Source organism: Nocardia sp. NPDC005746 (assembly GCF_040630785.1).
GTDB lineage: Bacteria > Actinomycetota > Actinomycetes > Mycobacteriales > Mycobacteriaceae > Nocardia.
Genome location: NZ_JBEXYE010000012.1, coordinates 145,908 through 166,839, shown reverse-complemented (window position 1 = coordinate 166,839; position 20,932 = coordinate 145,908). Strand labels below are relative to the sequence as shown.

16 protein-coding genes are annotated in these 20,932 nt (G+C 69.2%); 7 read left to right on the top strand and 9 right to left on the bottom strand.

What is annotated here, in order from left to right; translation table 11 throughout:
• Window positions 1-61 precede the first annotated feature (61 nt).
• Window positions 62-1,243, top strand: a complete 1,182-nt coding sequence (gene chrA / locus ABZ412_RS23360; RefSeq protein WP_357283482.1) for a chromate efflux transporter — start codon at window positions 62-64, stop codon at window positions 1,241-1,243.
• 164 nt (window positions 1,244-1,407) lie between these two features.
• On the opposite strand, the gene ABZ412_RS23355 is transcribed toward chrA, so the two are convergent.
• The 4 genes from ABZ412_RS23355 to ABZ412_RS23340 all read right to left on the bottom strand — a co-directional run bounded on the left by ABZ412_RS23355 (window position 1,408) and on the right by ABZ412_RS23340 (window position 8,584).
• A complete protein-coding gene (locus ABZ412_RS23355; RefSeq protein WP_357283480.1) occupies window positions 1,408-3,939 on the bottom strand; it encodes an FtsX-like permease family protein in 2,532 nt (843 codons plus the stop codon).
• The gene (locus ABZ412_RS23350; protein WP_357283477.1) at window positions 3,939-4,730 is read right to left on the bottom strand and encodes an ABC transporter ATP-binding protein; all 792 of its coding nucleotides are present in this window, start codon (window positions 4,728-4,730) and stop codon (window positions 3,939-3,941) included. The genes ABZ412_RS23355 and ABZ412_RS23350 overlap by 1 nt, the downstream gene beginning before the upstream one ends.
• Window positions 4,731-4,827: 97 nt before the next feature.
• Window positions 4,828-6,594: a protein kinase gene (locus tag ABZ412_RS23345; protein WP_357283475.1), complete on the bottom strand. Its 1,767-nt coding sequence runs from the start codon at window positions 6,592-6,594 to the stop codon at window positions 4,828-4,830.
• A 79-nt stretch (window positions 6,595-6,673) separates the two neighbouring features.
• Window positions 6,674-8,584, bottom strand: coding sequence for a protein kinase (locus tag ABZ412_RS23340; RefSeq protein ID WP_357283472.1), 1,911 nt, complete (start codon window positions 8,582-8,584; stop codon window positions 6,674-6,676).
• 320 nt (window positions 8,585-8,904) lie between these two features.
• On the opposite strand from ABZ412_RS23340, the gene ABZ412_RS23335 reads away from it, so the two are divergent.
• The 4 genes from ABZ412_RS23335 (at window position 8,905) to ABZ412_RS23320 (ending at window position 13,269) form a co-directional block, all read left to right on the top strand.
• Window positions 8,905-9,675 carry a deoxyribonuclease IV gene (locus ABZ412_RS23335; RefSeq protein WP_357283469.1) on the top strand — a complete coding sequence of 257 codons (771 nt, stop codon included), beginning with the start codon at window positions 8,905-8,907 and terminating at the stop codon, window positions 9,673-9,675.
• Window positions 9,676-9,802: 127 nt separating this feature from the next.
• Entirely contained in the window at window positions 9,803-10,753 is a 951-nt protein-coding gene (locus ABZ412_RS23330) for a TauD/TfdA family dioxygenase (protein WP_357283467.1), read from the top strand.
• A gap of 375 nt (window positions 10,754-11,128) precedes the next feature.
• Window positions 11,129-12,346 (top strand): CaiB/BaiF CoA-transferase family protein, encoded by a 1,218-nt coding sequence (locus ABZ412_RS23325; protein WP_357283465.1) that lies wholly within the window; start codon window positions 11,129-11,131, stop codon window positions 12,344-12,346.
• Complete coding sequence (locus tag ABZ412_RS23320; RefSeq protein WP_357283462.1) at window positions 12,343-13,269, top strand: hydroxymethylglutaryl-CoA lyase; 927 nt, start codon at window positions 12,343-12,345, stop codon at window positions 13,267-13,269. Before ABZ412_RS23325 ends, ABZ412_RS23320 begins: the two co-directional genes overlap by 4 nt.
• A gap of 11 nt (window positions 13,270-13,280) precedes the next feature.
• Here the strand turns inward: ABZ412_RS23320 and ABZ412_RS23315 are convergent, their stop codons facing one another.
• Window positions 13,281-13,529: a hypothetical protein gene (locus tag ABZ412_RS23315; protein WP_357283459.1), complete on the bottom strand. Its 249-nt coding sequence runs from the start codon at window positions 13,527-13,529 to the stop codon at window positions 13,281-13,283.
• A 303-nt stretch (window positions 13,530-13,832) separates the two neighbouring features.
• Here ABZ412_RS23315 and ABZ412_RS23310 point away from each other — a divergent pair, with 303 nt between their 5' ends.
• A complete protein-coding gene (locus ABZ412_RS23310) occupies window positions 13,833-14,360 on the top strand; it encodes a hypothetical protein (protein ID WP_357283456.1) in 528 nt (175 codons plus the stop codon).
• A gap of 59 nt (window positions 14,361-14,419) precedes the next feature.
• Here the strand turns inward: ABZ412_RS23310 and ABZ412_RS23305 are convergent, their stop codons facing one another.
• The 3 genes from ABZ412_RS23305 to ABZ412_RS23295 form a co-directional block, all read right to left on the bottom strand.
• On the bottom strand, window positions 14,420-15,493 hold the full coding sequence (locus ABZ412_RS23305; RefSeq protein ID WP_357283454.1) for a hypothetical protein: 1,074 nt from the start codon (window positions 15,491-15,493) through the stop codon (window positions 14,420-14,422).
• A 120-nt stretch (window positions 15,494-15,613) separates the two neighbouring features.
• On the bottom strand, window positions 15,614-16,741 hold the full coding sequence (locus ABZ412_RS23300; protein WP_357283451.1) for an acyl-CoA dehydrogenase family protein: 1,128 nt from the start codon (window positions 16,739-16,741) through the stop codon (window positions 15,614-15,616).
• 9 nt (window positions 16,742-16,750) lie between these two features.
• Window positions 16,751-17,920 carry an acyl-CoA dehydrogenase family protein gene (locus tag ABZ412_RS23295; protein WP_357283448.1) on the bottom strand — a complete coding sequence of 390 codons (1,170 nt, stop codon included), beginning with the start codon at window positions 17,918-17,920 and terminating at the stop codon, window positions 16,751-16,753.
• A gap of 163 nt (window positions 17,921-18,083) precedes the next feature.
• On the opposite strand from ABZ412_RS23295, the gene ABZ412_RS23290 reads away from it, so the two are divergent.
• Window positions 18,084-18,842 (top strand): hypothetical protein, encoded by a 759-nt coding sequence (locus ABZ412_RS23290; RefSeq protein ID WP_357283445.1) that lies wholly within the window; start codon window positions 18,084-18,086, stop codon window positions 18,840-18,842.
• A 73-nt stretch (window positions 18,843-18,915) separates the two neighbouring features.
• Here the strand turns inward: ABZ412_RS23290 and ABZ412_RS23285 are convergent, their stop codons facing one another.
• Window positions 18,916-20,715 carry a DEAD/DEAH box helicase gene (locus tag ABZ412_RS23285; RefSeq protein ID WP_357283442.1) on the bottom strand — a complete coding sequence of 600 codons (1,800 nt, stop codon included), beginning with the start codon at window positions 20,713-20,715 and terminating at the stop codon, window positions 18,916-18,918.
• Window positions 20,716-20,932 lie beyond the last annotated feature (217 nt).

The window sequence follows — 20,932 nt, the reverse complement described above, 5'->3', positions numbered from 1 at the left end:
TATCGTCTGCCTGTACTGCGGGTTCAGTGCTGGTCAGGACGATGGAGCGAGGGCTGCGGGCGTGGATGGCGGGGCCGGGCGGGGCGATCACGCGGTCGAGGTTCGCCTCAGCACGATCGCCCGCGAGTGGGGGCGGATCGGGTGCATCGGATTCGGCGGGCCGCCCACGCACATAGCGCTGCTGCGGCGGCTGTGCGTCGAGGAGCGGAAGTGGATCGCGCCCAATGAATTCGAGGACGCGATCGCGGCGACGAATCTGCTGCCGGGCCCGGCGTCCACACAGCTGGCCATCTTCTCGGCCTGGCGACTGCGGGGAACGGCCGGGGCGCTGGTGGGCGGGGTGTGCTTCATCGTGCCCGGTCTCGTGGTCATTCTGGCGTTGGCGGCGTTCTTCCTCGCCGGGGGCGTGCCGCGCTGGGCGCTCGGCGCGGCGGCCGGTGCGGGTGCGGCCGTGGCGGCGGTGGCCGTCCACGCCGGCGTCGGATTGGTGCCCGCCAGCTGGCAGCGCGCCGGAACGGAGCGGGCGTCCCGCCTGCGCTGGATCGCTTACCTGGTGGTGGGGGCGCTCGCCGCGGCCTTGATCGGTCCGTGGCTGGTGCTCGTCCTCGTCGCCGCGGGCATCCTGGAAGTTGTTGTGTGTACCGGCATTCCGGGCCGATCGACCTCGTCGGCGGCACCGCTGCCCTTGGCGTTCACCCTGCCCACCCTCGGCGGTCTGGCGGCCGTGAGCTGGGTCGCCTTCAAGGTCGGAGCCCTGTCCTACGGCGGCGGCTTCGTCATCATCCCGCTCATGCAGTCCGACGCGGTCACCCACTATCACTGGATGACCGACGCCCAATTCCTCAATGCCGTTGCCCTGGGCCAGATCACCCCGGGTCCGGTCGTCCAGACGGTCGCGGTGGTCGGCTACGCCGCCGCGGGCGTCCCCGGCGGCCTGCTCGCCGCCCTCGTTGCCTTCACCCCGTCATTCCTCTTCGTCATCTTCGGCGGCCCTCGTTTCGACCAGCTCCGCGAAAACCCCCGAGTCCTGGCCTTTCTCGCGGGCGCCGGCCCGGCCGTCATCGGCGCCATCCTCGGCTCCGCCATCCCCCTCGCCCTGGCCCTCCAGCACGCCTGGCAGTTCGCCGTCCTGGCCGCGGCCGCCGTCTTCCTCCTGGTCGCCCGCCGTGGCGTGGTCACCACCCTCCTGACCGCCGCCGCCATCGGAATCGCCGCCGCGGCGGTGGGCCTCCCGATCACCTGAGCGCAAAGCAAAGGGCCGACGCGGATTCCGCGTCGGCCCTTTCTCCCTACCCCGGGCTCTCGTCCCCCAGGCCAGTCACGTTAGTGAAACGTTGTCATTTCCGAAGGCCCCCGCTTTCATGGGCGGGGAAACCGACGGGATGACGTCCCGGGGCTCGGAGCCGGTTACAGGTCGGCGATGGCGGCCAGTGGGGGTGTGCGGGCGGCTCGGATAGCGGGCCACAGGGCGGCCAGCACACCGACGAAACCGGAGGCCAGGAGCATCAGGATGATCTGACTCCAGGGGACGGCGATGGTCGCGATGCCGAGATCCTTCAGGGTGCTGAGGAATCCGATGCCCAGGCCGATGCCGAGGATGACGCCGACCACCGCGCCGAAGATGGCGATCAGCATGGATTCCAGGTAGATGCTGCGGCGCACCTGCGGGCGTTGCATGCCGACCGCGCGGAGCATGCCGATCTCGCGGCGGCGTTCCACCACCGACAGGGCCAGGGTGTTGACGATGCCGAGGATGGCGATCACCACCGCCAGGGCCAGCAGTCCGTAGAGGATGGCCAGCAGGGTGTCGATCTGCTTGCCCTGCGCGCCCTTGAAGTCCTCGCGGTCCTGGACCTGGACGATCACGTACTGCTCGGTGGCCTTCTCCAGATCGGTGCGCATGGCCGACAGGTCCGCGCCGGGCTGGGCGGCGACCAGGACCAGGAAGCTGCTCTGGTAGCTGACCGGCACGGTCCGGTCGTACAGGGACATGGAGGTGACCAGGTTCTGCAGCAGCTGGGTGTCCTTGTAGACGCCCGCCACGGTGACCGGGAACTTGCGGTAGTCCAGGCTGGTGATGTCGACGGTGTCGCCGACCCGCCAGCCGTGGTCGGCCGCAAAGGTTTCCGAGACCATGATGTCGTCGGCGCCGAGCTGGTCGGTGCCTTCCCGCATGGTGTAGTCGAGCACCTTGGTCATCTGGCCCTCGGGCGCCGTGCCCAGCACCTGCTTGCCGTCAACCTTCAGCGCGACCCCGTGGAAGGCCACCACATCCTTGACCTGCGGCACCTGGGCGACGGTGGCGGTGGCGGCGAGCGGGACGCCGATCAGGCCGCCGGGCGGGCCCGCCAGCATGTAGTCGGCCTTCACGCCGTGGTCGACCAGTTCGCTGATGCTGGCCTTGGCCGAGGACCCCAGCATGCCGATGGCGGACACCAGCATCAGGCCCAGCGTCAACGCGAACGCGGTCGCCGCGGTGCGCCGCGGATTGCGAATCGCGTTGTTGCGCGCCATCCGTCCGACCGGGCCGAACGGCCGGGTCAGCACCCCGAGCGCCGACACCACCGGCCGCGACAGGGCGGGCGAGGCGAACAGCACCGCGAGAATCAGTGCGGCCGCTCCGATCCCGACCACCGAGGCGGCCGTCCCGCCGGTACCGCGCGCGCCCAGTACCACCAGCACCACACCAGCCACCGCCAGCACCGCGCCGACAATGGTCCGCAGCCGCAACGACTCTCCAGACGAATTGGACTCCGACCGCATGGCCTCCACCGGCGGCACCTTCGCCGCCCGCCGCGCCGGAGCGTACGCGCTGAGCACCGTCACGACGGTGCCGACCACGATCGCCACCACCACGGTCCGCGTTTCCAGCGACATGGTCCCGGTGGGCAGACCCAGCTTGAACGCGTTGAGCAGTCCGGACAATCCGAACGCCAGCCCGACGCCGGCGGCCAGACCCAGTGCGCTGCCGATCAATCCGACGATCAGCGACTCCCCCACCACCGACCGCGCAATCTGCTGCCGGCTCGCGCCGACCGCCCGCAGCAGCGCCAGCTCCCGCAGCCGCTGCGCCACCAGCATGGAGAAGGTGTTGTAGATGATGAACGTGCCCACCAGCAGCGCGATGGACCCGAACGCCAGCAGGAAGTAGTTGATGAACTTCAGCGCGTTGCCCAGCTGCGCCTTGAAGTCCTCCCGCACCTGGTCGGCGTTCTGCACCTTGTACTCGGGCAGGGCCGCCTTGATCTCGTCGCGCAGATCGTCGGCCTGCACGCCGGGCCGCGCCGCGACGTCCACCCACGCCACGTGCTTCCCGTCGGTGAACAGCTGACGCGCCTGCGTGTCCTCGAACAGCAGCTGCACGAAGCCACCGGTATTGGAGGAGCCGTCGATCTCGTAGATGCCGGACACGGTCACATCGACATTGCCCTTGGACGGCACCAGTACCTGGGTGCGATCGCCGACCTTCAAACCGGCCCGATCCGCGCCGCCGTTGTTGATGGAGATCTCACCCGGCTTGGTGGGCGGAACGCCGTCGACGTACTTCTCCGGCTCGGCCACCGACTTCTCCGGCGGCAGATACGACTGCCCGAAAGCCGGTGCGCCGCCGGTCTGTACGGCGTGCCCGTCCTTCAACAGGACCACGGGCCCGTTGACGCTCGGCGCGACGGTCCGCACCCCGTCCATCCGGGAAATCTGGGTCACCACATCGTCCGGCACGCCGAGCGACTGCTGCCCCTTGGGCTGCACCCGCACGTCCACGCCCTTGGCCTGATTGGCGAAGATGCCGTCGAAGGTGCTCTGCAGGGTGTCGGTGAAGATGAACGACCCGGAGATGAAGGCGGTGCCGAGCACCACCGACAGCAGGGTCAGCACCAGCCGCACCTTGTGCGCGGCGAGATTGCGCAAGGCGACCTTGCGCATCGGGGAGCCGGCCATCAGAGTTCGTCCTCCCCGGCCGTCGTCTCCAGCGACTTCATCTTGTCCAGAATGGAATCCGCGGTGGGCTCGCGCAGCTCGTCCACGATCTGGCCGTCGGCGAGGAACACCACCCGGTCGGCGTGCGAGGCCGCGCGCGGATCGTGGGTCACGATCACCACGGTCTGCCCGAACTCGTCGACCGCGGCGCGCAGAATGGACAGCACCTCACCGGAGGAGTGCGAGTCCAGGTTGCCGGTCGGCTCGTCGCCGAAGATGATGTCCGGCTTCCCGGCCAGCGCGCGAGCGCAGGCCACGCGCTGCTGCTGGCCGCCGGACAGTTCCGCGGGCCGGTGCGTCAGGCGGTCGTTCAGGCCGAGCCGCTTGGTCACCGTGGAGAGCCACTCCTCGTCGGGCTTGCGGCCCGCGATGTCGAGCGGCAGCGTGATGTTCTCCAGCGCGGTCAGGGTGGGGACCAGGTTGAACGCCTGGAACACGAAGCCGATCCGGTCGCGGCGCAGGTTCGTCATCTGCTTGTCCGAGAGCCGGGTCAGATCGGTGTCACCGATGTGGACCGTGCCCGTGGTGGCCGCGTCGAGCCCGGCCAGGCAGTGCATGAGCGTCGACTTCCCGGAGCCCGACGGGCCCATGATCGCGGTGAACTCCCCCTTCGCGAACTCGGCCGTGACCCCGGCGAGCGCGCGGACCTGTGTATCGCCGGAGCCGTAGACCTTCACCAGGTCGGTCGCGCGAGCCGCGACCGTGTCGGTGCCTGTGTCGAGAGTGACGGATTCGGAGACGTTCGAAGTCATGCAGTCCAGTGTGTCTAGCTTCGCGGGCGGATGCCATCCGGGATGTCCCTGATGGCCGTGTCTTCACGAAGTCCACACAAACGGCCGGGTCGGGGCCTCAATTGATGGGGGCGGCCCGCCACCAGTCCAGCAACTGGTCATCGGTGGCGAGGAAACCGGTGCTGTACATGAGGAAGACGTGCTGACCGTCCCCGGCGTGCTTGCCGTCCTTCTTTCCGTCCTTCTTGCCATCCTGAGCGTGGAACTCGGTCACCAGGCGCGGGCGCAGCAACGCGCTGTCATTGATCCGATAGTTCGTGTACACGTTGCCGTGGACCTTGACGTCGGAACGGGTGTAGCCCGGCAGCGCGGCGAGCGCCGCCTCGGCGTCGGCGGCCGAGCGGTACATGACGAACCGGTAGGCCGGGTGGCCGACACCGCCCGCGCAGTTCCACGCCACCACCCACTCGCCCAGGTCCGGATCGCCGGAACCGGTCTCGGGCGGCGGCGCGGACCGCGGATAGGTGGTGCAGGCCGCGCCCTGGTAGCCGATGCCGGAGTTGGTATCGGCGGCCGGGTCGGCCGGCGGCAGCATCTGCGGGAACCGCTGGCTGATCAGCTGGGCGTCCGTGCCCGAGTGCTCGGGGATCCCGGCGGGCTCGGTGGTCTCGGTCGGCGCGGGCACCTCCTCGGTGCTCGGAGCCGGCTCGGCGGTGGTGGTGGTCGAGGGGGTGTTCGAGGTCGCGGCCCGGTCGAGTACGGCCAGGCAGCCCGCGATGCCCACCAGCGGCAGCACCACGATCGCGGCCGCGCCGATCAGGCAGCCGCGCAGCGTGGACCGCTTCTTGCGGGGCGCGGGTGGGGTCGGCGGCAGCGGGCGCGGGGGCGTGGTCACCGGAGCCACCGCGGTGTACTGCATCGTCCGGCGCGCTCCCGGAACGGAATTCGGATCGACGCCCGCCGGGGCGTTCAGCACCGCCGTGGGGGCCGGGCCGGATTGTCTCGGCGGCCCGCTGTGCCCAAGCGGCGCGGGCGCGAGGAACTGCGTCGCACCCGCCGGATTCTCCAGCGCGTCCTGCGCCGCGGCGGCGAATTCGCCGCACGAATCGAACCGCCCCTCAGGGTGTTTCGCGAGGGCCCGGGCCAGGACGGCGTCCAGGGCCGCGGGCAGCCCGGGCCGCAGCGCGCTCACCGGCGGCGGCGCCTGGTTCAGGTGACCGTGGATGATGCCGACCGGATGTTCGGCGTCGAACGGCACGTTCCCGGTCAGCAGCCGGAACAGGGTGCAGGCCAGCGAATACTGGTCCGACCGCGGATCGAGCGGCTGACCCGAGAGCTGTTCGGGCGAGGCGTAGGTCAGCGTCGCGGTGAACGAGCCGGTCTGGGTGAGTTTGCTCGCGTCGTCGCGCAGGCGCGCGATACCGAAGTCGGCGAGGAAGACCCGCTCCTCGCCGTCGGCCCGCTCCAGCAGGATGTTGGCGGGCTTGACATCCCGGTGCAGCACACCGCGCTTGTGCGCGAAGTCCAGCGCCCGCGCGGTCTCGGCGATGATCCGGATCGCCTCGCGCGGCGGCAGATTCGCCGCCTCCAACCGCGACGCGTCGGGCCCGTCGACGTAGCGCATGGCGATCCACGGCTGCGCGTCGTCGATGCCCCGGTCATAGATCGGCACGATGTTCGGATGATCGAGCCGGGCGATCAGATCGCCCTCCCGCTCGAAGCGGCCCCGGATCTCGGCATCGCCGAACAGCTCCCGGCCCAGTAGCTTGAGCGCGATCAGCCGAGGCAGGCGCGGATGCCGGGCCAGATAGACCGCCCCCATGCCGCCACGCCCGAGCTCACGTTCGATCTCGTACCCGGCGAACAACTCCCCGCTGCGCAGCACAAGAACCCTTCCGACCGACTCTGCTTCGGTCCGCGACCCTACGTGCCCCGCGCGGGGGCTGTCATCCGCGCAGGTCAGGTCAGTTGATGGGGGCGCTCTTCCACCACGTGACGACGTCGTCGATGCTGCCGACCAGGCCGTCGGTGTACATCAGGTACTGGGTGCGGCCGGAGTCCGTGAAGGCGGTCACCATGCGCGGGTGGCTGTCGTCGGTCATCTGGTAGTTGGTGTAGGTCTTGCCGCCGTTGGTGTCCTGGGTGGTGGTGTCGGCGGTTAGGCCCTTCACCACCGATTGCGCGGCGGTCGACGAGGAGTAGGCGAAGATGCGGTAGAACGGGTCCTTGTTGTCGCTGCCGCCGTAGCAGCGCCACTGCACCTTCCAGTCGCCGAAGTCGGGGGTGCCGTCGGTGGCGTCGGAGGAGACCGGGGAGTCGGCCACCCAGCAGGTCGCGCCATTGAGGCCCTTGCCGCCGGTCTTGGTGGCGGGCAACAGCTTCGGGAACTCCTTGGCCGCGGCCGACCAGTCGATCGACTTGTCGCTCTTGGGCGCGCCCCCCGGCGACGTGGTGGCCGAGATGGTCGGCGACCCCATCTTGTCATCGCCCGCCTTGCTGCCGATCGCGGCCAGCACCACGACCATGACGATCAGCAGCACCACGGCCGCGGCCACGATGCCGATGATGAGCCCGGCATTGGACTTCTTGGGCGGCATCGGCCCGGCGATCGGCGGCCGCTGCTGCTGGCCAGGGCCCGAGTAGCCGTAGGCCGGGGGCTGCGTGTACTGGTTGGTGCCGTGGCCGGTGTAGCTGCCGGTCACCGGCTTCGGCGGGACCGGATTGACCGGATTGACCTGTGTCGGAGCCGGATACGGCACGGCCGGGGTCGGCGGCGTGGTCTGCGGGCGCGCGGTCTGCATGGGGCCACCGGTGACCGGCATCCCGGTATGGTGCGCGCCGCCGGTCAGCGGATTGCCGGTCGGCATGGGCCCACCGGTCTGCATCGGCGCGCCGGTCGGCATCGCGCCGCCGGTGTACATGGGCATCCCGGTCTGCATGCCGCCGCCGGTGAGCGGCGCGACCGGGGCCGGTCCCCCGGTGTAGGGCATGACCGGCATGGGCGGCGCGGTCCGGTTGACCAGCGGGATGGCGGGCGCGCTCGGATTCGCGAGCGCACTGCGCGCGGCCGCCGCGAAGTCGCTGCAACTGGCGAAGCGGTCCTCGGGGCGCTTGGCCATGGCCTTGGCGATCACCAGGTCCATGCTCGGCGGCAGTCCGGCCCGCGCGCTGCTCAGCGGCGGCGGCGGATTCTGCAGATGCCCCTGGATGACCGCGGCCGGGTTGGTCGCCGAGAACGGCCCGGACCCGGTGAACAACCAGAACAGCGTGCACGCCAGCGAGTACTGGTCGGAGCGGCCGTCCAGCGCGGATCCGGTCAGCTGTTCCGGCGAGGCGTAGGCGAGGGTCGCGGTGAACGTCCCGGTCTGGGTGAGATGACCGCTGTCGTCGCGAAGGCGGGCGATGCCGAAGTCGGTCAGGTACACCCGCTCGCCCTTACCGCCGGTGGACCGGGCCAGCAGGATATTGGCCGGCTTCACGTCCCGGTGCAGCACCTCGTTGCGGTGCGCGTAGTCCAGGGCGTCGGCCATCTCGGCGACGATCTGCACGGCCCGCTCGGGCGGCAGGGTCTGCGGATTCACGCTGGCGGCGTCGATGCCGTCGATGTACTGCATGGAGATCCACAGCTGGCCGTCCTCGAGCCCGCGGTCGTAGACGGTGACGATGTTGTGGTGGTCCAGCTGGGCGACCAGGTCGGCCTCGCGTTCGAAGCGGGCCCGGACCTCCTTGTCGAAGACCATCTCCCGATTCAGCAGCTTGAGCGCCGTCAGACGGGGCAGCCGCGGGTGTTTGGCCAGGTACACCGAACCCATGCCACCCCGGCCGAGCTGCCGCTCGATGACATACTCAGCAAAAACGTCACCTTCGGACAGCATGACGATCTCCCACTTCCCACTCCACGCGCCGGGACCCACCAGCGTGCGGAGTACCACAGACGATCGGCGTGATCGTTAACGGGCCGATCCGGAAAACACCGAAACTGTAGCCGATCCGACCCGCGCCTCGCGCCGGGCCGGGCGCGCCGCGCGAACCTGCAGCGTTCGCCTGCAACGGTATTCACCTCCTCTGATCGGCCGGGCTTCGGAATTCCTACCGAACTATCTACGCACGACTCGCTAACGCAACACTCAACGTTTGCTTGTCGTCCCGGTCGGACCCGCCCTGGGCTGTCGGGGGTCGGGGATACGCTGGGCGTATGCGCATTGGAGCTCACGTCCGGACGGACAGCGACCCGATCGGCTTCGGCGAGCAGCTCGGGGCCGATGTCATCCAGATGTTCGTGGTGGATCCGCAGAGCTGGGACAAACCCAAACCCCACCCGTTGACCGAGCAGATCACGGCCAGCGACATCGACGTGGTGGTGCACTCGTCGTATCAGATCAACGTGGCCAGCCTGAACAACCGGCTGCGCATGCCCTCACGCAGCGCGGTGGCGCAGCAGGCCAAGGCCGCGGCCGACCTGGGAGCGTTCGGCCTGGTGGTGCACGGCGGGCACGTCCGCTCCGACGAGGAGAAGGTCGAGGGATTCGCCAACTGGCGCAAGCTGTTCGAACGCCAGGCCGACAAGGGCGGGTTCCCGGTGCCGATCCTGATCGAGAACACCGCCGGCGGGAATCACGCCATGGCACGGTACTTCGACGATATCGGGCGGCTGTGGGACGCGGTCGGCGAGTACGGGGCCGGGTTCTGCCTGGACACCTGCCACGCCTGGGCGGGCGGTGAGGAACTGGTCGGGATCGTGGAGCGGATCAAGGCCATCACCGGGCGCATCGACCTGGTGCACCTGAACTCCTCGCGCGACGCCTTCGACTCGGGCGCGGACCGGCACGCCAATTTCGCCGACGGCACCATCGATCCGCAGTTGCTGGCGGAGGTGTGCCGCACCGCGGGCGCGCCGGTGATTCTGGAAACCCCCGCCGACGGCGTGGCCGACGATCTGAAGTATCTGCGCGAACACCTGGGGTGAGCGCCCGCGGCGCCCGCCGGGCGTCCTTTCGATCCCGCTGATCCTGAACCTGTTTCGGCGGCGCACCCGATGGTGTCCTGATCATGGCTCGAATCCGGGCCGGACTCCACCGGGCGAAAGGCATGGCATGTCCGTCGATTACGCAACTTCCACCCCCACGGTCGTGCAGCTGGGCAGCAGGATCGGCGCGCGCATCGACGGCGTCCGGCTCAGCGGCGACCTGGATTCGGTGACCGTGCAGGCCATCCAGGACGCGCTGCACAAGCACAAGGTGATCTTCTTCCGCGGCCAGGAGCACCTGACCGAGGACGGGCAGTACGAGTTCGCGCAGCTGCTGGGCGCGCCCACCACCCCGCACCCGACCGTCACCTCCAAGGGCGTCAAGACCCTGCCCATCGACTCCGAGTACGGCCGCGCCAACAGCTGGCACACCGATGTCACCTTCGTGGACCGGGTGCCGAAGGCGTCCATCCTGCGCGCGGTGCACCTGCCGTCCTACGGCGGCTCCACCACCTGGGCCTCCACCGTGGCCGCCTACGACTCGCTGCCCGCGCCGCTCAAGGTGTTCGTGGAGAACCTGCGGGCCCGCCACACCAACGCCTATGACTACGCCGCCGACCGGACCGAGGTGGCGCGCGGCGAGAACGCGGAGGTGACCGCCAATATCAAGGCCTATCGCGAGGAATTCGAGTCCAGCTACTACGAGACCGAGCACCCAGTGGTGCGCGTGCACCCGGTGACCGGTGAACGCGCCCTGCTGCTCGGCCACTTCGTGAAGAACTTCGTCGGCTTCTCCGCCGCCGAATCCCAGGCCCTGTTCCAGCTCCTCCAGAACCGCGTCACCCGCCTGGAGAACACCACCCGCTGGAACTGGCAGCTGGGCGATATCGCGATCTGGGACAACCGCGCCACCCAGCACTACGCCATCGACGACTACGACGGCCAGCCCCGCCGCCTCACCCGCATCACCCTCGCGGGCGACGTCCCCGTCGACGTCCACGGCGACCCCAGCACCATCATCACCGGCAACGCCGAGCACTACTCGATCATCGAGGAGGTCACGCCCCGCGCCGCCTGAAACCCGGCGCGGAGCACCGCGATTCGGGCCCTGCCGGGTGCTGCCACTCACCCGTTCCGCCCGTCCCGTGGACCGACACGACTCGATGCCATGGGTCGCGTGCCACACGTACACCCCGCGCCCCATGGCCAGGCCGGTGCGCCGACCCGAACCTCTCTCTCGTCGTCGCACCGGCCTTTTCGTTCGCCCGGTGGTTCTCCGACCCGCACGCATCGGGGGAACCCGTCGCCTCGCACACTGTGCGCTGCACCATAATGGTTCGCGGCCCGTCTCGTTCTGGACTGAGCGGAGCGGGGAGCGAAGCGGAGGAGCGCAGGGAGGGAAGAACGAGACCTCCAGGGCCGCGAACCCGCCCGTAGCGAAGCGGAGGGCAAATTGGACACAGAGATTCGGCCGCTCGACGGGGTTCGGGTTCTGGAGTTGGGTAATTACGTGGCCGCGCCGACGGCCGGGCGGATACTCGGTGACTTCGGGGCCGAGGTGATCAAGGTCGAGCGGCCGGAAACCGGTGACGAGCTGCGGAATTGGCGGCTATACGGCGGGGATACGTCGATGCTGTACCGGACGGTCAACCGGAACAAGAAGTCGATCACGCTGGATCTGCGGACCGAGGCGGGGCGCGGGATCGTGCTCGACCTGATCAAACGATGCGATGTGCTGCTGGAGAACTTCCGGCCGGGGATGCTCGAGAAGTGGGGTCTCGGGCCCGAGGTGCTGAACGCGGCGAACCCGGATCTGGTGATCACGCGGATCTCCGCCTACGGGCAGACCGGGCCGCTGTCGCAGCGGCCGGGCTTCGCGGCGGTGGCCGAGGCGGTCGGCGGGCTGCGTGAACTCGTGGGCGATCCCGATCGGCCGCCGGTGCGGGTCGGCGTGTCCATCGGCGATTCCATCGCGGGCATCTACGCCGCCTTCGGCACCGTCATGGCCTTGTTCCAGCGGGAACGGGTGCAGCGGGTTCCGTTGGAGCAGCGCGTCATCGACGTGGCGTTGAACGAGTCCATCCTTTCGGTGATGGAATCGCTGGTGCCCGACTATCTGGCCTACGGCATCAATCGGGAGCGAGTCGGCGGGCGGATGGAGGGCATCGCGCCGAGCAACGCGTATCCGACCAGCGACGGCTACAGCATCATCATCGGCGGCAACGGCGATGCCATCTTCCAGCGCTACATGCAGGTCATCGATCGCCCCGACCTGGCCGCCGACCCGGAGTTGCAGGACAACGCGGGACGCTGGCGCAACCGCGATCGACTCGACGCCTCGATCGCCGACTGGACGCGCCTGCGCACCCGCGAGGAAGCGCTGAAGGTGCTGGAGGCGGCCGCCATCCCGTGCGGGCCCATCTACACCGCCGCCGACATCGTCGCCGACGAGCAGTACAAGGCACGCAATATGATCCAGCCCTTCCCGGTGGACGTGGGCGAGCCGGAGCCCAAGGAAGTCGGTTTCCCCGGCATCGTCCCCGTGATCGGCGGGCAATCGCTGCCCATCCGCACTGTCGGCCCGGACCTCGGCGAGCACACCCGCGAGGTGCTGTCCGAGCTGCTCGGCCTGACCGACGCCGAGATCGATGCCCTGGAGGCGAAGCCATGACCCTGCGCGATGTCACACTGCGCGACGGACTGCAGCTCACCGGGAAGGTGCTGCCCACCGAGCGCAAGGTCCAGATCGCCCGGCAGCTGCTGGCCGCGGGCGTGCCGGAGCTGGAGATCGGTTCCATGGCGCGCCCGGATCTGGTGCCGCCCATGGCCAATACCCTCGAACTGGTCGAGCGGCTGACACCCGAGGAGCTGGAACGCTGCTGGGTGTGGGTGGCCACGCCGCGGCATGTCGCCAAGGCCGCCGAGGCCGGGGTGCGCAACTTCCAGTACTGCTTCTCGGTGTCGGACGCGCACAACAAGGCCAATATCGGCCGCACCACCGAGGACAGTCTGGCCGCCATGCCGGAGGCGGTGCGGTACGCGCACGAGGCGGGCGGGCGCATCCAGCTCTGCCTGGCAACGGCTTTCACCTGTCCGTTCGACGGGCCGGTGGATCCCGCGCGGGTGCTGGCCATCGCGGCCGATCCGCGCGCGGAGGGCGCCGCGGACATCGTGATCGCCGATACCCTCGGGCAAGCGCATCCGGGTCAGGTTGGCGCACTGGTGGCTTCGGTGGCCGCGACCGGACGCTGGGGAACTCCGGAGCACCGCATCGTCTTCCACGGGCACGACACCTGGGGTATGGGGGTGGCCAATTCGCTGGCGGCGCTGGCCGCGGGCGCGGGCGTCGTGGACGGTTCGCTGGGCGGGCTGGGCGGCTGCCCGTTCGCGCCGGGCGCCTCCGGGAACACCTCGAGCGAGGATCTGTTGTTCGCGACCCGGCCGGAATGGTTCACACCGTCCGCATTGTCGGATTTGGTGTGCATTTCCGAGGATTTGCTGAAAGAACTCGGCGAACCGAATCGATCCCGGACCATCGAAGGCGCGAACTCGGAAGCCACGGCATTCGAGTGGACAATTACCAGTCGGAATTGATTCGCTAGAAATTAGCTCTCGTGCGCGTCGGCGCGAATCTTGAGCAGAATAAGACCCGCGGTACAGGCCAGGATCAAACCCGCGACGGTGATCTCCACCCGCAGTCCCGCAATACCGAGAATCGCACCGGTGAGACCGCCCAGAAAGAACAGCCAGGCGGCGATGCGAGCCAGGAGCGCCGGCACCCGCGGCGTCGGAGGGGCCGCAGGCTCTCCGGAGCGCGCTGACGCGCGCAGCGGAGATATCGAGAATGCACCCATCATCCACTCCTCGGTGACGCCCGCCGGGTTCGCGAATCTTCGGCGCGCCCCTCGGCTAATTTCGAGCGTCTCTTGTGTAACTTTGGACACACATTACGGACCGGCAACGGGAAGTCCATGCGACACGTATGCAAAACGCGCCGAGTTTACTAATTCGATATCTGAATCACTGCTGTTTGAGATAATTTCGGGGACCCGGAAATGCGCAGAGTGGGTCCTCCGATCGAACCGACCACCCGCCTGGCCGATGCCCATCGCCTCCGTTAGGGTGAGCCCACTCGATACGAATCAGGAGTGCCACCCATGGACGGCAGCAACGCCCGCGCGGACGACCACGCGGTCACCCCGTGGCGTCGCCTGCCCAAGCCCGTGGTGTACGCCGCGGCCGCGGTCGGCACGGTCTCGGCGGGGCTCATCCTGCTCGGCGCGTGCGGTCTCGGCCACACCGACACCTATGTCGCGCCGCCGCCGCTCAACGCGGATCTGCAAGCGGCCCCGGTGACTTCGGCCAAGAGCGGCGCCTCCGCCACCCCGGCGATCGTCATCCCGCCATCCCCGACCTGGCGTGTGGCCGCCGACCAGCCGTCGCGGCGCGCTCCCATCTCCACCGTCACCGGCACCCCGGAGGATCCGGCCGACCCGAGCAATACCCGCTCGACCCCGGCCCGCCCCACCACCACCACCCGGCCGGTGACGACCGAATCCAGCCGGACCACAACGGAATCCCCGCGCACCACCACCGAGGCGCCGGTCACCACCCGCCCGGAGACCACACAGCCCCCGAGCGTCTCGCCCACGGACCACGCGGCTTCGGACACCTCGGACAACTAGTCGGACACCTCGGACGACCAGCGCGCCTCCGACATTCGGCACGCTCGGACGACCAGCCTCTACCAGTCGCCGTCCTCGACGGGCTTACCCTGCTTGTCGCCCAGCTGATGCACCTGACCGGGCGCCGGCGACTGCCACGGTTCCTGGTCGTCGCCCAGCCAGTCACCGACCGGGACCACATTCGCGAGCGGATCTGCGGGCGCGAGATCGGTTGCGTCCGAATCGAAGTAGTCGAACCAGGGTAGGCCGGCAGCGGTGTACGCGGCGCGGTCGACCGGCGACGGCGGCGCGGCCTCGCCGGTGATGCGCCGCCAGTCCGGCGGGGTCACCAGGTGCACGAAGACGCGGCCCGAACGCTCGGTGGACCAATCCGCCAGCGGCCGTTCGTCCTTGTAGATCTCCTGCCGCATGGTGCCGCCGACCCCCAGCCCCATGGCGGTGGCTCGCGGTGCCCCGGCCGGATGACCACCCGGGGCGGGCGGCGGCGCGCCGTAGGCCGGAGCCGCCGCCGGGGGCGGAAGAGCGCCGGGGCCGGCCATGAAGTCGTAACCGGACTCGTGGTAGCGCCTCCTCGAGGCTCGCTCGCGGCGCTCCTCCTCGGCCTTGCGCCAGCGGGCCAGTTCGAGATCGTTGAGCGCGAAGTTCTGGAGTTGAATCCCGCCCCAGGTCTCCTCCCCGGTGACCTGGCCCTCCACGGTCGCGCCCAATCCGAGTGGCACCGCGACGAATTGCCGGATGGTGCCCTTGCCGGAATTGATGCCGCCCAGCCACGGCTGCCTGGGCAGCACCACGTAGTTCTGCGGATCGTGATCGAGCCGGGCGCTCCACGGCTTCCCCGACACCGCGCACACCTTGCCCACGCCGATCTGCAGCGCCGCGGGCTCCTTCGCGGAGAACGACAGCCACATGGCCTCGCGCAGATACATGGGCAGCATGACGCCACCACGTTCGGCCCATTCCGGCGGCACCGAGGCGGCGTAGTCCGTCACCCGCCGCACCGGGAACTCACCGAGCCCGGGCGGCAGCGGATGCGTCCCCTGCTCGGGCAGTCTCAGCGTGCGGATGAACCGCACCCCCACCTCACCGGGCAACACCAGGGTGTTCCCGTCCAGCCGTACGGCGTCTCCTCCCATGCTCCGACCCTACGCCCGCCAATCCGTTTGCCGACACCTGAATTTCAGCTTCGCACCCCGGGCCGAAACACGAACGCACCCCGCTCGTGGCTCGAGCGGGGTGCGTTCGGGGGCTCCGGGTCAGAACTCCACGAGGCCGTACTCGCCGACCCGATCGCTGAGCACCCGCAGGTGCTCCAGATCGCCGCCCAGGGTGCGGGCGATGGCGGTGAGCCGGGCGACATAATGGCTCACCGGGTATTCGGTGGTGATGCCGATGCCGCCGTGCATCTGGACCGATTCCTGCCCGATGTGCCGGGCCGAGCGCCCGACCTGCAGCCGGGCCCGCGACGCCGCGACCCGGTCCGCGGAACCGTCGGCCACCGCCGCCGTCGCGTACAGGCTCATGGAGCGGGCCAGTTCCAGCGAGACGTACATGTTCGCGGCCCGCTGGGTCAGCGTCTGGAACTTCGACAGCGTGACCCCGAACTGCTTGCGCGTCTTCAGGTAATCGGTGCTGAGCCGCAGGGCCTCCTCCATCGCGCCCAGCGATTCCGCGCACAGGCTCGCCTGCGCCGCCAGCGTGACCGCGTCGATCACCGGCTGCGCGTCGCCGCCCTCGCCGAGCGGTTCGGCTGCCGCGGAGGCGAATTCGAGCTGTGCGCCGCGCCGCCCGTCGAAGGTGCGGAACGGGGTGCGGGTGACGCCCTCGGCGTCGGCGGCGAGCAGGAACAGCCCCACTCCTCCTCCGGGCAGGGCGGCGCTGACCACCAGCTGATCGGCGCAGTCACCGTGCGGCACCGGGTTCTTGACGCCGGTGATCCGGTAGCCGTCCCCGTCTGCCACCGCGGTGGTGGACAACTCGGCCGCGGGCCACCGGACGCCGGGCTCGTCGTGCGCGAAGGCCAGCAGGGTCTCCCCGCCCGTGAGCGCGGGCAGCACGCGCTGCCGCTGTTCGGCGGTGCCGCCACGCGCGATCAGCCCGCCGGGGACCAGCACGGCGTCGAGGTAGGGCTCGGGCGCGTTGCGGCGGCCGATCTCCTCCATGACGACCATGGTCTCGACCGGGCCCGCGCCCACGCCGCCGTCCTCCTCGTCGAAAGGCAGTCCGAGGACGCCCAATTCGGCCAGCTGCCGCCACACGTCGCGGTTCCAGCCGAGCTCGGTGTCGATGACCTTCAGGCGCGTCTCCGGGTCGTAGGCGCGGCCCAGCAGGTCCCGGACCGTATCGCGCAGCATGACCTGTTCATCGGTGAGTTCGAAATCCATGGCGGCGGCTCACAATCCGAGGATGGTGGAGGCGATGATGGTGCGCTGCACCTCGCTGGAGCCTCCGTAGATGGTGGTCTTGCGGTAGTTGAGGTACCCGGGGCCGCTGCGCTGCGCCCAGCCCGGCGAGGCGATGTCGGCGGCGTTCACCGGCAGCGCGTCCGGACCGGCGATCTCGAGCAGCAGTTCGGTGGCGGCCTGCTGCAGCTCCGAACCGCGCAGCTTCAGCACCGAGGAGGCCGGATTCGGCTTGCCGTCACTGGAATTCGAGATCACCCGCATCAGGGTGAGCTCCAGCGCCAGCAGCTCGTTCTCGATCTCGGCCACCCGCGCGGCGAAGACCGGATCCTCGAGCAGCGTGCCGTTGCCCGAACGGATCTGCGCCGCATACTCTTTCGCGACACCCAGCTTGACCTTGGTGCGGCCCACGCCGGTGATGCCGGTGCGCTCGTTGCCGAGCAGGAACTTGGCGTAGGTCCAGCCCATGTTCTCCTCGCCGACCAGCTGGTCGGCCGGAACCCGGACGTTCTCGAAGAAGACCTCGTTGACCTCGTGGTGGCCGTCGATCAGCTTGATCGGGCGGATGGTGACGCCCGGGGTCTTCACGTCGAAGAGCAGCATCGAGATGCCCGCCTGCTTCTTGGCGTTCGGGTCGGTGCGGACCAGGCAGAAGATCCAGTCGGCGTACTGAGCCAGGGTGGTCCAGATCTTCTGGCCGTTGACGATGTAGGAGTCGCCGTCGCGGACCGCCGTGGTACGCAGCGAGGCCAGGTCCGAACCCGCGTCGGGCTCGGAAAAGCCTTGGCACCACCAGATGTCGAGGTTGGCGGTGGCCGGCAGGAAGCGCTGCTTGAGCTCCTCGGAGCCGAACTGGGCGATGACCGGGCCGATCATCTGGGCGTTGAAGGTGAGCGGCTCCGGCACCGACGCCAGCTGCATCTCGTCTTCCCAGATGTGCAGCTGCATGGGCGAGAAGTCGCGGCCACCCCATTGCACCGGCCACTTGGGCACGGCCAGGTGATTCTCGTTGAGGATGCGGTGGGTGGTGACGATGTCATCGCGAGAGAGCTCGAGACCGTACTTGACGCGGTCACGGATCTCCGCCGGGATCTTGGTCCGGTAGAACTCACGCAGTTCGTCCCGGAATGTCACCTCATCGGGTGAAAGGGCCAGCTTCATTGCTTCTCCCGAGCTCGCTGTGATGTCGCCATCAAACCTACCCCCCGGTAACGATCCATTTGCCACCCGGATCACACCGACGGGGCGGCTCGGCGGCACCGGGACCGACCTGAACTGGTAGGTTGCCCGAGAACCCCACACCCGCAACGCAGGAGCAGCCAGAGTGAACGGCAGCACGCTTTTCCGGCGCGCCGCGGCGATCGCCGCGATGACCACCGTCGCGGCCCTGGGAGCCCCCACGGCCACGGCCGACTGGACCGAGACGACGCCCCAGATGGGCATCGACCAGCTCACCCAGGCCGTCGGCGACAATGTCGCGGGGAAGACCGCGGTCGCCGACATCGCCCGGACGGCGCAGCTGATCGCCGCCGCGAAGTTGGAAAACGTTCAGTTCACGCCGTTCTCGTACCTGGCCCCCACCCTCGGCTGCGGCTTCAACATGCCATTCAGCCTCACCTCGGCCACCGCGGTCACCGGCGTCGCGGGCCCCAACGGCACGGTGTCACTCCCGGCCGGGAACATCAGCTTCCAGGTCATGGCCCAGCAGAACGGGTTCCCGATCGGATCCGGCCTGACCGTCGCCTGGCTGAATGTGAACAACGGCCGCAGCGGCATCGTCCCCCTCGACGACCACACCGAGTACAGCCTGCCGTCGCTGTCCAAGACCGTCGAGACCGGCCCGGGCACCGTCATCGCCTCGCTCTGGGGCACCATCGACTACCCCAACGCCCGGTGCGTCGTCCTCCCGACCGTCGGCCTCTCGACCGTCCCGGATGCCCCCGCGGTCCAGGCCACCCCGCCCGCCACCGCCCCGGCGGCCCCGGACGCCTCCGGGGCGACCCCGTCCAGCACCCCGGCCGCGCCGACCACTCCCGCGCAGACCCCGGCCGACAACTCCGGCTCCGGCAGCGCTCCGGCCTAGACACTCGCGACTCCCGAAAACACGACGCCCGCATCCATTCCGGATGCGGGCGTCGTCGTTTCGGAGCGCTGTCTCAGAAGCGCGGCTTGCGCCGATGCTGGTCCGGGCGCTTGCCCTCGCGGCGCGGGGCGCGGCTCATGGAGCGCTGTCCGGGCGGGCCGCCGTCCAGGGTGAGCTCGATGAGCTGGCCGCTGATCCGGGTGCGGCTCAACGCGTTCAGCGTTTCCTTGGACAGGTCGGCGGGCAGCTCCACCAGCGAGTGGTCCGGGCGGATGCTGATGTGCCCGAAGTCGCTGCGGCGCAGGCCGCCCTCGTTGGCGATGGCGCCGACGATCGCGCCGGGGGCGACCTTGTGGCGCTTGCCGACCGAGATCCGGTAGGTGACCAGTTCCGCGCCGGTCTGACGGTGCCGGGACGGACCGCTGGGCTCGCGGCGTTCGCGGGGTCCGCGATCGCGGTCGTCGAAGGAGCGGGGGGCACGCTCACGGCGCTCGCGCGGGGCGGGCTCCGGGTCGGGCTCCATGAAGAAGTTGTCACCGTCGTGGCCGCCGACCGCCAGCGCCGCCGCGATGTCCACCAGCGGGATGTTGTGCTCGCGCTCGTAGTCCTCGATGAGCTTGCGGAACAGCGGCAGGTTGTCCGAGGCCAGGTTGTCGGTGATGGCGTCGTGGAACTTGGTGACGCGTTGCGCGTTCACGTCATCGACGCTGGGCAGCTGCATCTCGGTGACCTGCTGGCGGGTGGCGCGCTCGATGGCGTCGAGCAACCGGCGCTCGCGCGGGGCCACGAACAGCAGGGCGGTACCGGTGCGGCCGGCGCGGCCGGTGCGGCCGATGCGGTGCACGTAGGACTCGGTGTCGTGCGGGATGTCGTAGTTGACGACGTGCGAGATGCGTTCCACGTCCAGGCCGCGGGCGGCGACGTCGGTGGCGACCAGGATGTCGAGCACGCCCGACTTGAGCTGGCCGATGGTGCGCTCACGCTGCGCCTGCGCGATGTCACCGTTGATGGCCGCTGCGGAATACCCACGCGCGCGCAACTTCTCGGCCAGCTCCTCGGTGGCCTGCTTGGTGCGCACGAACATGATGATGGCCTCGAAGGGCTCCACCTCGAGGATGCGGGTCAGCGCGTCCAGCTTGCGCTGATGCGACACCTGCACCCAGCGCTGGGTGATGTTGGTGTTGGTGGAGGTCTTGGTCTTGACCGTGATCTCGACCGGGTCCTTCAGGTACTGCTTGGAGATCTTGCGGATCACCGTCGGCATGGTGGCCGAGAACAGGGCGACCTGCTTCTCCTCGGGCGTGTCGCGCAGGATGCGCTCGACGTCCTCCTGGAAGCCCATCTTGAGCATCTCGTCGGCCTCGTCGAGCACCAGGTACTGCAGCTCCGACAGGTCGAGCGTGCCGCGCTCGAGGTGATCGATGACGCGACCCGGGGTGCCGACCACCACCTGGGCGCCGCGCCGCAGCCCCGACAGCTGCACCGCGTAGTTCTGACCACCGTAGATCGGCAGCACATGCGTTCCGGGCATATGGGTGGCGTACCGGCCGAACGCCTCCGCTACCTGGATCGCCAACTCACGAGTCGGTGCCAGCACCAACGCCTTCGGCGCCTTGCCCGCTCCGTGCATGCCCATCAACACCGGGATGGCGAATGCCGCCGTCTTACCGGTACCGGTCTGGGCGAGACCCACCACGTCATGGCCGTCCAACAGCGGCGGAATCGTCGCCGCCTGGATCGGCGACGGCGATTCGTAGCCGACATCGGCGATGGCCCGCAGAATGCGGTCATCGAGCCCGAGATCGGCGAAGGACGGGCCGGAAACGTCCCTCTCGTCGTCAGTGGGAACGCTGTCGGCCGGTGAGGTGCTCATTGCCATGGATTTTACTGCCTGCTAGCTGCGGGCCTGACCATCGGGTGAATACCCTGGGAGTCGTGCAACCGGACAACCCGCCCGCGCCCGCCCTCCCGACGCCCTCGAGTCCGGTTTCCGGACTCGGAAATACCGAAGCCGCTCCCGTCCACAGCTATGCCGCCGGGACCCTGGCCTCGCCCGATGCGGCCAGCTCGGGAGCCGTGGCGACGGCCGT